A 13690-nucleotide genomic window follows, 5' to 3' on the forward strand; every position below is an offset into this window, starting at 1 on the left:
TTTTCTCTACGCTGTGGGTGCGTAGATTCTTTGGCAAGGTGGATATTACGCAAATCATCTTCCACTTGTGCTTCCCTGTTGCGCCAAATGGTATTGATATAGATTTTATCTTCTCTTTTGTAGCTCTTGCTCTCTTGCCTAGTCTTGCTATCTCGCTAGCTCTTACATACCCTAGTGGCACAGCTAGGCTTTTTGTGGTGGGCTATGAGATCTGTGCGCGCTTCTTTTTGTGGAGTAAAGAGCTCGTGCGTAGCCACTCCTTGATCGCGCGCTATGTTTTTATCGCCTTTCTTGGTGTGTATGGCTGGAGTTATGTGGGTAAAAAGCTAAAAATTAGTGAGTTTATCGCAAGCAACAAGGTGCATAAAACCTATGCAAATTTTTATGAGAGCTACTACAAAGCCCCTGATATAGAATCTATCAAGCAGAGCTTCTCTATGGTGGAGAAGCCTAGGAATTTGCTTGTGATTTATATGGAGTCTATGGAGGCGACCTTTGGGAGCAGTGATGCCAAAGATTTTGCTGTGAAAATCTCTCCACCATTTGCCGAGCTAACGCAGAATCTAAATGCCCTAGCTTCAAGCGGAGTAAGCTTTAGCTACATTAAGCAAACTACAGGCACAGGCTGGACGATTGCAGGGCTAATCTCCTACAACTGCGCTTTCCCACAAACTTGGCTACCATTTAATGCTGGCTTTAATGATAGTGTCGCACGCTATTTCTTGCACTCGGCTACTTGTTTGGGCGATGTGTTTAGTGCGCTTGGCTATGAGCAGGCGTTTTTCCGTGGGGCGAATGCAGATTTCGCTGGGTCTAGGGAGTTTTTTGCCTCACATAGTATCCCTATGAATGATCTTAGCTCCATAGAGACTTATGCGCAGGGCTTTGGGGATTATCGTAATGATTGGGGTGTGAAAGACTCTGTGCTTTTTAGCTATGTCAAAGAATATTTGCAAGAGTATGTCGCTAAAAAGGACAAAAATCCCTTTGCCTTTTATGTGCTAACAGCCGATACACACGCACCCGGCTTTGTGGATAAAGCTTACTGCGATCTCCCTACAAGCTATGCAAACTCCCTGCACTGCTCAGATAAGATTGTGGGGGATTTTGTGCAGTGGTTTTTGCAAAGTCCTTTGGCAAAGGATACGACTTTGGTCTTGCTAGGTGATCATCTCACAATGCAGCAGCGATTTGTGCAAGATGGCACAAGCAGAAGTATCTACAATGCCTTCATTAACCCAGCTTTCACTAAGCCATCCACACAAGATCTCACTAAGGCTCGCCTACTTAGCCACTTTGACATCACAGCATTGCTGCTAGATTCTATTGCTATCCCTACGCGTGATTTTGGATTAGGGCGCAACCCTCTCTATGGGTGCACGCTCCTTGAGCAGCTAGGGGAATCTAGCCTTGCCACAGAGCTAAGCAAGCCTTCGCGCGTGTATGAGCGATTTTGGGAGTTTGATAGCACGAAAAAGTCGCACTACTAGGCTTTTAGATTCTAGTGTGGCTTGATTTTACCCTGCGCTTGGATTTATTTTCAAGGATTCTAGGAGTTACTGAGCTGGAGTTCTAGGATTGTGGATGAGATAACAAGCGAAGTGGTGCAAGGCGCAGAGCGTGGTAGTTTCTTTAGTAAATTGGGCTTTGCGAATCGGCACAATGGCACGCATAACTGCAGGGTCGGTGAAGCTCATCGATTTATCGCTTCAAGAGCAATCCACTTGTGAAACTAGATTCTAGCATCTCTAGCCTCGCTCCACGCCCAAGCTTATATTGCACAAGCTTCAAATCTTTGGCAAGTTATTGTGCCTTAGAGTGAGCGATAAACCCATATACCTCGCCTATCACCACACACGAGACATAAGTGGCTAGAACAATTAGACCTTAGCATTATAAAAGCTCTCTTAAGCGTATAGGGGCAAACTCCAGCTCTTCGCAACAGGCATTGATACAAAAGCGGTTGTAAGTTTTTTTCGTGTGTGTGTGCCCGTGGATATTAAGCGAGCAGCCACAAAGCTTATAGGCTTCATCAAGCACATCGCGCGCTAGGCAGAATCTATCATCTTTCTTGCGGTTGAAGACGGGAAAGTGGCTAAACATCACACGCTCCCCGTCAAGATCAAGTACAATGGCATTGGCATAAGGGTCTTTAAGCTGGGTACTACTAAACTTTGCTCTAAGGCGCGCTTTGATACGCTTGGCATTGGGGATTTGGAGCTTTAGTTTATGGCAGACTTGCCACTCTCGCATTTTTTCTACACGCTTAAATTTGCCAATATCATTATTTCCTACAACAAGGATTTTCTCCCCGTGTAAGCGTGGCAAATATTTATAACCTGTATCAAAGTATAAATCCCCTAAATGCAGGACTTTGTCATTTGCACCAACGACATTGTTCCAGCGATAGACTTGTAGCTCATCAAAGCGCGTAAAGCCACTATATTTTAGCGTGAGCTTGCGGATAGGCTCCTTTTTCATCACAGCTTTATGCCCAAAGTGTGTATCGGAGATGACAAAGGTATCAAGTGTTATATCATACTTCATAGTGTGTTAGGAATCCTTGTGGAGTTGTGGTGTTAGTAATAATGCCATTTTCTAGGCAATACACGCGTGAAGCTAGGGAGATGGTGCTTGGGCGGTGCGCAATTAGGATGATGATCTTGTCTTTTTTGATAGTATCAATGCTCTCCCGTATGGCTTCTTCTGTGTGTATATCTAGTGCGCTTGTAGCTTCATCAAAGATAATTACATCGCAATCACGGTAAATTGCGCGGGCAATAGCGATTCTCTGCCTTTGCCCACCGCTAAGATTTGCGCCAAACTCATCAAGCATTGTGTAAATCCCATTTTCACAGCTTTGCACAAACTCCCATAGCTGCGCCTTTTTTAGGCTCTCTATTACGCGCGCTTCATCGACTTCTTGTCCATAAGCCACATTAGTAGCAATGCTATCGTGGAAGATAAAAATACGCTGCGTTACGATAGCGATATGATCGCGCAGGCTTTTTTGCGTGAAGTGCTTGATATTTGTGCCATTGATGCGAATCTCTCCAGAGTTTGGATCATAAAGGCGTAAAATCATATTGACAAGCGAGCTTTTTCCACTACCGCTTCTGCCTACAAGCGCAATGATCTCATCGCGCTTGACTGCTAGGCTTACACCATTTAGCGCGGCGACTTCGTCATAGTGTAAATGCACATTGTTGATAGTAATTTCTTGCAATGGAGCTTGTAGGATTTTATCCCCATCGATGATATTTGGGCGCAGGTCTAAAATCTGCCCGATTCTCTCGCCCCCTACAAGCGCATCTTGAAAGCTTGTGATAATGCCTATCACGCGTTTAATGGGTGTGTAGAGCATAAAAAGTGCCGTGGTAAAAGAGCCAAATTCTCCAGTAGTCATATTTCCAGCAATAACCTCACTCCCCCCCACAAAAATCACCACCCCAATGGCAATAGCCCCCAAGGTCTCCATAATAGGACCATTAAGTCCGCCTATAAGCGTGGCTTTAATGCCAAGCTTGAAGAAGTGCAGATTCTCTCTTTTGTAATGCTCTAGCTCGATTTTCTCACCATTGTTTGCCTTGATGATTTCAGCATTATTAAAAACTTCAGCGATTTTAGAGGTGATGTCGCTGTTTTTCTCCTGTGTTTTGCGTGAAATGCGTTTTAAATGGCGGATAATGATTAGAATGGGTAGCACAGCAAGTGGTAGCACTACAAGCGAGTAAAAGGCAAGGCGCGGATTTTGATAGATTACCACACAAAGTAGCCCGATAATCGTGAAACTCTCGCGCACAAAATCAGCGAAATAGTTTGACACAGCAGCGCGTACTAGCCCTATATCATTGGTAATGCGCGCGATTAGCTCGCCCTTGCGCATTTTGTTGAAAAACTCTAAATCCAGCCGCAGCATATGGGCTAGGAGATCTTCGCGGATTTTTCGCACAATATCTAACCCAATATAATTGACAAAGAAGTTTTGCGCATATGCACCCACACTTTTGCCAAAATACGCCGCTACAAATAACGCTGGCAAAAGTAGTAGCATAGCCGCATCTTTTTCGGTGAAGATTTTATCTAGCACAGGCTTTACAAGATAGGTAGCATACGCTGTGCAGCCAGCATTAAGCGCGCTTGCACAAATTGCACAGAAAAAGAACAAGTAATAGTCTTTAATGTAGGGATAAAAGCGTTTATAGAAACTTGTCATTGCACACCTTTGCCACACTTTCAGCTTAGCGACTAGAATCTTACAGGGATATTGAGCTTGGCATTCTAGCATTTTTTTACAATCCTAAGCTCCGCTTGTGGGCTGTGTAGATTTATAGAAGGGAAATTTCGCTACAATGCGCGATTTAGCGCGTAGCTTGCGCATATAAAGCAAATGTGTGGAGAGAGAATATGTGTGGAATTGTGGGCTACATCGGCACAAAAGAAAAAAGAGAAGTTTTACTAAGTGGATTAAAGGAGCTAGAGTATAGGGGCTATGACTCTGCTGGCTTTGCGGTGCTAAATGATAGTGAGCTTCTAGGCTTTAAAGCCACGGGCAAGCTGCATAACCTAGCTCAAAAGACTAAAGACTTTAGCTCTAGTGGATTTGGACTAGGCATAGCACATACAAGATGGGCTACGCACGGCAAGCCCACAGAAGCAAATGCCCACCCTCACACGGGGGAGTTTAGCTATGTTGTGCATAATGGCATTATTGAGAACTATAAAGAGCTAAAAGACTCTTTGATAGCAAAGGGGCATAGCTTTGTGAGTCAGACAGATACGGAAGTGATTGTGCATTTGTTTGAGGAGAACCTAAAGGTGGCAAAAGATCCTCGCAAGGCGTGGGAGCAGACAGCCCAAAGCCTGCAAGGTGCGTATGCTACGCTACTTATCACAAAGACAGCACCTGATAGAATCTTTTATGCCAAAAGTGGCGCGCCTTTGATCATTGGTGCGACAAAGACAAGCTTAGAGAGTCCAAATGCTGATAGGGAAGTGTTTTTTGCCTCTTCAGATGCGCCTTTGATTGGACTTGTAGATATGGTGGTGTATTTAGAGGATGGCGCGGTTGGAGACTCTCTTGACTTGCCTAAGCTAGAGCCCAAAGTAGTTCTAACACACTCCAAATCTTATGCGCAGAAAAATGGCTTTCGCTACTTTATGGAGAAAGAAATCTATGAGCAAGAGCAAGTGCTTTTAGAGACAATGTTAGGGCGCGTGCGAGAAGATAGCATTAGGCTTGATGAGCTAGATTCTAGGCTACTTGAGAATGTGAGAGAGATTACTATTTGTGCGTGTGGGACAAGCTACCACGCAGGAATGGTTGGCAAATATCTGTTAGAGCGCAAGGCAAAGGTGCGCACCAATGTCGCTCTTGCAAGCGAGCTGCGCTATGCCAAGCCCATTTTACTGCGTGATGAGTTGTTTATTGTAATCTCTCAAAGTGGCGAGACAGCTGACACCCTAGAAGCTCTAAAGCTTGCTAAATCCCAAGGACTGCGCACGCTAGCAATCTGCAATGTCGATAATAGCTCTATTGTGCGAGAAGCAGATGCGGTGCTACTTACACGGGCAGGGATAGAAAAGGGCGTAGCTAGCACTAAAGCCTTTGCCACGCAGGTTATGCTGCTGTGGATTCTTAGCGTGTTTTTGGGCATTTTGCGCGGAGTGATTGATGAGAAAGGGCGCAAAAGCGAGCGCGCAAGTATGATTGCGGCTATTTCTGCGACCAAAGTTAGCCAAGCTTTGCACGAGCGACTTAAAAGGCTCTCCAAGCGATATTTGCACGGACACGGATTTTTCTTCATTGGGCGCGATGTGTTCTACCCGCTAGCCTTAGAGGGCGCGCTAAAGCTTAAAGAAATTAGCTATTTGCACGCTGAGGGCTATGCAAGTGGAGAGATGAAGCACGGACCTATCGCGCTAGTTGATGCCAATCTTTTTACCATAGCTCTTATGCCAAAGCACTTGCTCTATGAGAAAATTGTCTCTAATGTTGAGGAGCTAAGCGCGCGCGATGCGACTATTTGCGCGATTTCTCAAGATGAGTTCGCAATCGCAGATGACTGGATCAAAATCGATTTTGCGCAAAGCTATATGGAAGAGTTTTTCTCTATGATGGTAGCACTCCAGCTACTAGCTCTTGAAATTTCTGTGCGGCTGGGTAATGATGTGGATATGCCAAGGAACCTTGCTAAGTCTGTTACCGTAGAGTAAATGATCTAGCTTGATGACACTCTAGGTACCAAGCTTTATAATATCTTTTAGATTCTAGGAATCTATCATATTTTTTAAGGAGTTATATGCTTTTAGAAGAAAATCTAGCTCAAGCCAAAAATGGGCAAAAAATCACTGCAAAAGGCTACGCGGTTACACACAAAGATGACACATTTAAGCCCTTTCACTTCACTCGCCACGCAATGGGAGAGAATGATATTTTACTTGAAATTCTGTATGCTGGAATCTGCCATAGCGATATACATTCTGCTAGAAGTGAGTGGAAAGATGGAATCTATCCTATGGTCCCCGGGCACGAGATAGCTGGGCGTGTGGTAGCTGTAGGCAAAAATGTGAGTAGGTTTAAAGTCGGCGATTATGCTGGGGTTGGCTGTATGGTAAATTCCTGCGGCGAGTGTGCTGCGTGTAAGCAAAGCCAAGAGCAGTTTTGTGAAAACTCTAAGACAATTTTTACTTATGACTGCCTTGATTGCTTCCACGATAATGCCCCAACTTATGGGGGCTACTCAAATAATATCGTTGTAAGTGAAAACTTTGCACTAAAAGTGCCACAAAATGCCCCACTAGAAAAGGTCGCCCCACTTCTTTGTGCTGGAATCACTACTTATAGCCCCTTAAAATTTAGCAAGGTAAAAAGGGGTGATAAAGTCGCGGTTGCTGGATTTGGCGGACTTGGGCTTATGGCGGTGAAATATGCGCTTTATCTTGGGGCGGAAGTCAGTGTCTTTGCACGAAATACGCTTAAAGCACAAGAGGCGAAGAATCTAGGCGTGCAAACCCTCTACACAAGCACAAGTGAGTGCAGTGAGCGATTTGACTTTATCATCTCTACTATTCCTACAGCTTATGATGTCAATAGCTATGTGGATTTGCTGAAATTTGGCGGCGAAATGGCGATTGTCGGGCTTCCACCTGTAGAGTTTAAAACGCATATTGATGTAATGCGACTTGTCTTTTCTGCTGGGAAAAAGGTGTATGGCTCACTCATTGGCGGCATACAAGAGACGCAAGAAATGCTTGATATTTCTATACAGCAAGGAATCTACCCTGAAGCAGAAGTCATTAGCGTAAATGATATTAATACAGCTTATGAAAATCTCACAAGTGGCAAGGCAAAATTCCGCTATGTGATTGATATGGGAAGTTTGGAGGGGTAGTAAAGATTCAGCAGGGATTCTGCCATAATCCCTGCTGAATCTAGCATAGATACTGTTGAAGCACAAGGGCGACAATGATTACACAGCAAAATTTCAAAATTTACAAGAAGTGCTAGAGATTCTAGGCTTTATCCCAAAGAGACATATTTACACAAAACCTACAAAAACGATACAAAAATAGAAGTGGATTGTACTATGTAAAATCAATATAAAAAGCAGGCAAATTAGATGGCGACTTTGCCTCTACCCAAAGTCTTTAAGCGTTATGACTTTCTCAAACAAATACAAATGCTAGCTTTTCTGCCACCCTTTTTGGAGAAAAGGAAAACAAAAGAATACAGACACTATATATCAATTATCTTTAGCTATTCGTGGTGCAGAGCCAAATAATAAGGGTGATATAGGGGCTGATACAAACTCGCATTGGGAAGCCCCCTGAAAACAACATCTTAATATGCTTTTGTTGCAACTCCTTTTTGTGTAGAAAGAGATTCTGTGCTTAAAAATAAAAATCTTACAGAATACAAACTATGGTAAAAACTCTATCAAAGAAGCACAACATCTAAGCATAAAGCCTACATAACAAAATCTCTTTTAAAAGATGCTGCGAAAGAAGCTATACTAAATAATTTTTAATTCTCCTAATTACCCCTACGACTAAACTTACTATCAAGGGATATTCACTGGGTGGTTGTCTAGCTCAAATATTTACTTTTTCTATCGCAACAATGGAATTACAATTCCCTAAAAGAAGTGAATCAAGCAGTCTTGAGTGAAGTACAAGACAACTACAAGAGGCAAAAATTTATATAAGAGTTCTTGATAAAGAATTATTTGATACACTAGAAGACCAACAACGCAGTGTAGCAGGCTTATGAAGTGTGTTAAAATGCCCAGCAAAATAACGAAGAAGTGCTTAATGAAAGCAATAGGGCAGAAGTGTTTTGCTATAAAACCTTTAACAATCTAATTCCACAAATTCTATAATTTTATAAAACTGCCTAAGGAATCTACAATAATGAATACATATCAAAAAGCCTATATCGTATTAAGTAAAGAGTTACTTTTTCATCAAATTCTTTAGCTATCACACTAAAGAATCTTTACAAGATTACTAAAAATCCCCACAGCTCTTTAGAATGTAAAATATTTTTTGATAAAGAAACAGATATAATCTATATTTTTACTTATGATTAGGGATGCGTTTGATGCAAGGATTTATTACAAGAATGTAAAAAACTAAGAAGCGAACAAACTTTTAAAAATCGTTGCACTTTAGAAGTCTCACAAGAGCAATATGAGAGATAATTTTGGTAAATTTATTTTTAGATTGTTTTATGTGTTTTGAGCTTGTAATAATCTCTCCGATTGTATATTCTATTGTAATAAAAAGTGATAATTTGCGATGGCTCTTATATCCAACACAATGGCTTTTTGATATTGACATTCATACTATTGGTGATATAGCAGAATTTATCGTTGGTTTTTGTTCACTTAGCCTTATTGCGTTTTTTGTAATCAATCTTTCCTATAAGATATGCAAGGTGAGTTTGAGTTTAATTTTTATGGTATGTTATACTGCATTTGGATATTATTTTTTAGTCACTTATGAGGAAGTGTTATGTCATATTTTGTAACACTATACATTCACCCAATACAAGGCGTCAATATCCCTCACGCATTTCTAGGGCTTACTCATACTCACCCTGATGAGTTAGATAAACGCAAAGATATTGATATATATAAATATCAAACAGGATATTATTTTGATAAACCTACACTTATACCTGTAAAAGATATGTGGCATAACAATATTTATCCTAGCATACTAGATTCTAACTTTTGGTAGTGAGGGATTTTTTGGCTTTGCTCCTGTGGAATCTAAAAGCAATCATTGGGGCAAGGTGTTTGAAAACAATCAATACATACCAAAATGGCATGATAACTTTCAGCAATACACTTATATAGATGAACGACCACTCTCTACTTTTTGGCAACAGAATCGCTGTGTATTTGAAATATCTAAAGAACAATATGAGAAACTCTTAGAATCTATCAGGCAGGATGTAGAAAAAACAATAAAAAGAACACCTATTTTGATACAAGATGATAGCAAAATGACAAGCCTTGAAACCCTAAAGGAAAACTTGTATTATAGTTCTAACCCTATCAATAAATATCCATATCACAACTGCACCACTTAGGCTTTAAACAAACTCGAATCTATTGGTTATGTATTGCTTTGCACTGAATTTTGATGATGAAAGGAATACTCGAGTTTTGGACAAGAGACAAGAATCCCTTAATGCTCCATTTGAGATTATTTTATGGAAAGATAATGTGTATAGACTTATGCAAGTATATAGAATGCTAAGAGAAAAGCTTGATATACTAAAGAGTAAGCGAGTGAATTTAAAGGGTAAATTTATCCTTATCTATAACGATAAAGAAAGTGGCAATAGAAAGGTATTTATCGATCCAAGTAGTGGATATATGGAGCAAGATTTAAAATATCTTGACCTCACAATCCCAGCAAACAATTTTAACACAAGGGAATTTTATCCCTTTATCTTTATCCCAGATGATGAGATGATTGCTTGGATACTCTATCATGAATATGATTATGGCACGCTCTCACCAAACTATACAAAAATACGATGGATTTTTACTATGCGTTCTTGGAGGGTAGAGAGATAAAAGAATATTGGAGTGAAGCATTCCATGCAATTAATAAAAGAGTAAAAGATGAATACAGATATGCGTAAGGAAATGATAAAAGCGACAAACAACCAAATACTAGACTTAAAAATCCTAGAATCTAAATCTTAGATTCTAGCTCTGCTTGCTCGTAGCAGGCGTTCTTTTTAGCCAAAGCCACGCCTAAACTATTTAAATGCCCAAAACTTGCTAATAATATAGCCGCTTATTGTATAAAACACTGCCGCGATAATTTGCGCGATATATTTATCGATTGAAAGTACCCGATAACACAGGATTAGCACACCTAGATTGATGAGATATGCTAGCCCCATAGCTATGCCAAAGCGGATGAGATCTTGCTTGTGGGAGTTGGTGGACTTGAAGGTGAATTTTTTATTAAGAAAGTAGGAGTTGGCAAAGCCCACGGCATAGCCAAGTATATTAGCGATCTCTGGTAGCACGCTAAGCCAAGTGAACACAAGAATCACCACCCAGCACACAAGGGTATTGATCCCTCCGACAATGGCATATTTCACCGCGCTTGTTTGTAGCACTCTTTTCACGCTAGATCTTTTAAGGTTTTAGATTCTAGGCGTGCGCTAGGCGATCGCGGATTTGTTGTAAGGCTTTGTAGCGGTGGGAAAGAGAGTTTTTCACCTCTGAGGGTAGCTCTGCTAGCGTTTGTGAGAATCCATCTGGGATAAACATCGAGTCATAGCCAAAGCCATTATGTCCCCTTTCGTGATTGATCACTTTGCCCTTGCATACGCCATTTGCCACATACTCCACATACTCCCCACGCGATCCTATCCCCACTAATGCCATACAAGTAACAAACTGCGCCCCAGAGCTTTGGACACCGCGCTTCTCTAGCTCGATGATAAGCTTACAGCGGTTTGCGCCATCTTCGGCGTTTCTATGCGTGGTACTGGCATAGCGCGCGCTCTTGACCCCGGGCTCTCCATCTAGCGCATCGACGCAAATCCCACTATCATCAGCGATCACAAACACGCTATATAGATTACCGGGCAAGACATTAAAGACGGATTTTGCTTTGATTAGCGCATTTTCTCTAAAAGTCGCTCCCCATTCCTCAGGCTCTAGTAGGATATTTGCTTCTTTCTGGCTAAGTATCTGTCCTAAATCTCCAAGCATTTCACGGATCTCGCGGATTTTGCCATTATTCCCACTAGCGACAATAAATTGAAACATTAAAATCTCCTATATGTAGCATAAAGCAAGTCCCTAAAGCATTGCAAGCCAAGCTTTGAAAAAACCAGCTATAATAGCAAATTTAACACAACTTCCTAAGGATTATCTATATGGTTAAGGCAGTTCTCCCCCTAAGTTTCGTGGTATTTCTGCGATTTTTGGGGCTTTTTATCGTGCTTCCAGTTATTTCTTTGTATGTTGCAGAGTTTGGCGAGACTTCCGCGATTTTGCTAGGGCTTGCTGTGGGTGGCGCATATCTCACACAAATTATATTTCAGGCACCCTTTGGAATCCTAAGCGATAGGATTGATCGCAAAAAGGTCGTTATGGTGGGGCTTTTTATATTTCTTATAGGTTCTGTTATTTGCGCACTAGCTGATACTATTTATCTACTTATCCTTGGGCGATTTATACAAGGGGCAGGCGCGATTGGCGGAGTAGTTAGTGCGCAGATCACGGATCTTGTGCGAGAAGAGCAGCGCACAGGTGCTATGGCACTTATGGGTGGGGGGATATTTGCTAGCTTTACACTTGCTATGCTTATTGGTCCTCTTGTTGGTGGTTATGTCGGTGCGGCGTGGCTCTTTTGGCTAACGGCTTTACTTACGCTTATTGCGATGCTTTTGCTTGCCTTTAAAGTCCCAGCCACGCCCAAAATCTCCCACTCCTTTGAGCAAGATCCGCCAAAAAGCGCGCGCAATCGCAGCTTAATCATTATGAATTGCAGCTCATTTTTAGAAAAGATGTTTATGACTTTGATTTTTGTTGTAATCCCGCTAGTTTTTGTTAATGAGATTGGATCGCATAAAGAAGATTTGTGGAAGATCTACACTCCAGCGGCACTTTGTGGGATTTTTGCTCTAGCACCTGCAAGCATTTTGGCAGAGAAGTATGGCAGGGCAAAGCTTGTGCTAGGCTATGGCGTGGGGTTGTTTCTCATCGCCTATATACTACTAGCAATTGGTGGGGCAGAGCGCTATTTGTGGCTATTTATCGCGGGAATTGTGGTGTTTTTCATCGGGTTTGCGACTTTGGAGCCTATAATGCAATCGCTCACAAGTAAATATGCTAAAGCACACGAGAGGGGCAGGGCGTTGGGCGTTTTTGCTACTTATGCGTATGCGGGGTCGTTTGCAGGTGGCGTGCTAGGTGGCGTGCTATACCACTATTTAGGGATTATGTGGATAGGGGTTATTATCGCGGTGATTTGTGTGCTGTGGCTAGGGTCTTTTGCCCTACTAGCAAGCCCTACGAAGCAGAAAAATCTCTATCTCCCCATAAGCGAATATGATCGCAGCAAGATCTCTACCTTAGAATCTAAAGATGGCATTATTGAGATTTATACCAATGACACAGAAGGCGTGATTGTTCTAAAATATAGAAGTGATATCCTTAGCACACAAAGCGCGCAAGCCATAGCAGATACGATAAAGAAACCCCAATGACTCCAATCATTAGCAAAAAGATCTTAAACATCGTAGGGCGCACCAATGCCAAATACCGCTTAATCCAAGAGGGCGATAGGATTCTACTAGGGCTAAGTGGCGGTAAGGACTCTATGCTACTTGCGACAATCCTTGCATATATGAAAAGGCACGCGCCTTTCTCCTTTGACTTTAAAGCGGTTACAATTGACTATGGTAGGGGTGGAGAGTATGAATACATCATTAAGTATTGTGAGCAAAACAACATCCCCTATGAGAGAATCCGCACAGATATTTATAAGATTTTAGAAGAACACAAAAGAGAGGGGACAATTTACTGCAGTTTTTGCTCTAGGATGCGGCGTGGTAGTCTCTACACGCTAGCACTTGAAGGTGGCTTTAATAAAATCGCCTTAGGACACCACTTAGATGATGCAGTGGAAAGCTTTTTTATGAATCTTAGCTTTAATGGTGCGCTACGCTCTATGCCACCTATTTATCGCGCGCAAAATGGTTTATATGTCTTGCGCCCGATGATTTTTGTGCGTGAGCGACAGATCCGCGACTTTATCGCTAATAACGGCATTTACATAGCTCCTGATTGCAACTGCCCCATAAATTGGCTACCTGAAGATAAACGCCCAAAATCTAGAGCAAACACCAAAAAAATGCTAGCAAACCTAGAGCAAGAAAATCCACTTTTATTCAAATCGCTAAAAAATGCCTTTAGCAACTTGCACGCAAATAGCTTTTGTGATGAGCGATTTTTAGACACACAAGAATAAGTATGCTAGAGATTCTAGCATACTTATTTGAGATACTATCAGCAGAATATATAGCGCGATATAGCGCAGACTAGAATTTACGCGCTTATTTTGGCATAAATCTATATACAAGGGCAAAAAGCTCTAGCTAGATCTGCTTCACTCATCCTACCCCCCCTTTTTTTACTCTACCCCC

General features: G+C 41.8%; 14 protein-coding genes. 10 read left to right on the plus strand and 4 right to left on the minus strand.

Translation table 11 applies throughout. The features are described from left to right. The first annotated feature begins 17 nt into the window (after nt 1–17). Nucleotides 18–1490: an LTA synthase family protein gene (locus IKB69_RS01015; protein WP_290945210.1), complete on the plus strand. Its 1473-nt coding sequence runs from the start codon at nt 18–20 to the stop codon at nt 1488–1490. A 130-nt stretch (nt 1491–1620) separates the two neighbouring features. After that, nucleotides 1621–1743, plus strand: a complete 123-nt coding sequence (locus IKB69_RS01020) for a hypothetical protein (protein ID WP_290945211.1) — start codon at nt 1621–1623, stop codon at nt 1741–1743. A 150-nt stretch (nt 1744–1893) separates the two neighbouring features. Here IKB69_RS01020 and IKB69_RS01025 read toward each other — a convergent pair whose 3' ends face one another. Together IKB69_RS01025 and IKB69_RS01030 are read right to left on the minus strand one after the other, a co-directional pair. After that, nucleotides 1894–2547 carry a metallophosphoesterase family protein gene (locus IKB69_RS01025; RefSeq protein ID WP_290945213.1) on the minus strand — a complete coding sequence of 218 codons (654 nt, stop codon included), beginning with the start codon at nt 2545–2547 and terminating at the stop codon, nt 1894–1896. Continuing rightward, the gene (locus IKB69_RS01030; RefSeq protein ID WP_290945215.1) at nt 2537–4216 is read right to left on the minus strand and encodes an ABC transporter ATP-binding protein; all 1680 of its coding nucleotides are present in this window, start codon (nt 4214–4216) and stop codon (nt 2537–2539) included. Before IKB69_RS01030 ends, IKB69_RS01025 begins: the two co-directional genes overlap by 11 nt. Before the next feature lie 191 nt (nt 4217–4407). Here IKB69_RS01030 and glmS point away from each other — a divergent pair, with 191 nt between their 5' ends. The 6 genes from glmS (at nt 4408) to IKB69_RS01060 (ending at nt 10091) form a co-directional block, all read left to right on the plus strand. Continuing rightward, nucleotides 4408–6216 (plus strand): glutamine--fructose-6-phosphate transaminase (isomerizing), encoded by a 1809-nt coding sequence (gene glmS / locus IKB69_RS01035; protein ID WP_290945217.1) that lies wholly within the window; start codon nt 4408–4410, stop codon nt 6214–6216. An 86-nt stretch (nt 6217–6302) separates the two neighbouring features. Beyond that, the gene (locus tag IKB69_RS01040; protein WP_290945219.1) at nt 6303–7394 is read left to right on the plus strand and encodes an NAD(P)-dependent alcohol dehydrogenase; all 1092 of its coding nucleotides are present in this window, start codon (nt 6303–6305) and stop codon (nt 7392–7394) included. 55 nt (nt 7395–7449) lie between these two features. After that, complete coding sequence (locus IKB69_RS01045; protein ID WP_290945221.1) at nt 7450–7575, plus strand: hypothetical protein; 126 nt, start codon at nt 7450–7452, stop codon at nt 7573–7575. Nucleotides 7576–9015: 1440 nt separating this feature from the next. Next, on the plus strand, nt 9016–9243 hold the full coding sequence (locus IKB69_RS01050) for a hypothetical protein (protein ID WP_290945223.1): 228 nt from the start codon (nt 9016–9018) through the stop codon (nt 9241–9243). 25 nt (nt 9244–9268) lie between these two features. Then, on the plus strand, nt 9269–9598 hold the full coding sequence (locus tag IKB69_RS01055) for a hypothetical protein (protein WP_290945225.1): 330 nt from the start codon (nt 9269–9271) through the stop codon (nt 9596–9598). A gap of 76 nt (nt 9599–9674) precedes the next feature. Beyond that, entirely contained in the window at nt 9675–10091 is a 417-nt protein-coding gene (locus tag IKB69_RS01060; RefSeq protein ID WP_290945226.1) for a hypothetical protein, read from the plus strand. 188 nt (nt 10092–10279) lie between these two features. Here IKB69_RS01060 and IKB69_RS01065 read toward each other — a convergent pair whose 3' ends face one another. Then, entirely contained in the window at nt 10280–10657 is a 378-nt protein-coding gene (locus IKB69_RS01065; RefSeq protein WP_290945228.1) for a GtrA family protein, read from the minus strand. A gap of 25 nt (nt 10658–10682) precedes the next feature. Then, nucleotides 10683–11306, minus strand: coding sequence for an RdgB/HAM1 family non-canonical purine NTP pyrophosphatase (gene rdgB, locus IKB69_RS01070; protein ID WP_290945230.1), 624 nt, complete (start codon nt 11304–11306; stop codon nt 10683–10685). Nucleotides 11307–11416: 110 nt separating this feature from the next. On the opposite strand from rdgB, the gene IKB69_RS01075 reads away from it, so the two are divergent. Both IKB69_RS01075 and IKB69_RS01080 read left to right on the plus strand, forming a co-directional pair. Next, complete coding sequence (locus IKB69_RS01075) at nt 11417–12751, plus strand: MFS transporter (RefSeq protein WP_290945232.1); 1335 nt, start codon at nt 11417–11419, stop codon at nt 12749–12751. Next, nucleotides 12748–13515 carry an ATP-binding protein gene (locus IKB69_RS01080; RefSeq protein ID WP_290945234.1) on the plus strand — a complete coding sequence of 256 codons (768 nt, stop codon included), beginning with the start codon at nt 12748–12750 and terminating at the stop codon, nt 13513–13515. The genes IKB69_RS01075 and IKB69_RS01080 overlap by 4 nt, the downstream gene beginning before the upstream one ends. Nucleotides 13516–13690: the final 175 nt, after the last annotated feature.

The sequence above is a fragment of the Helicobacter sp. genome (genome assembly GCF_017502485.1).
In the GTDB taxonomy this organism is placed as follows: domain Bacteria; phylum Campylobacterota; class Campylobacteria; order Campylobacterales; family Helicobacteraceae; genus Helicobacter_B.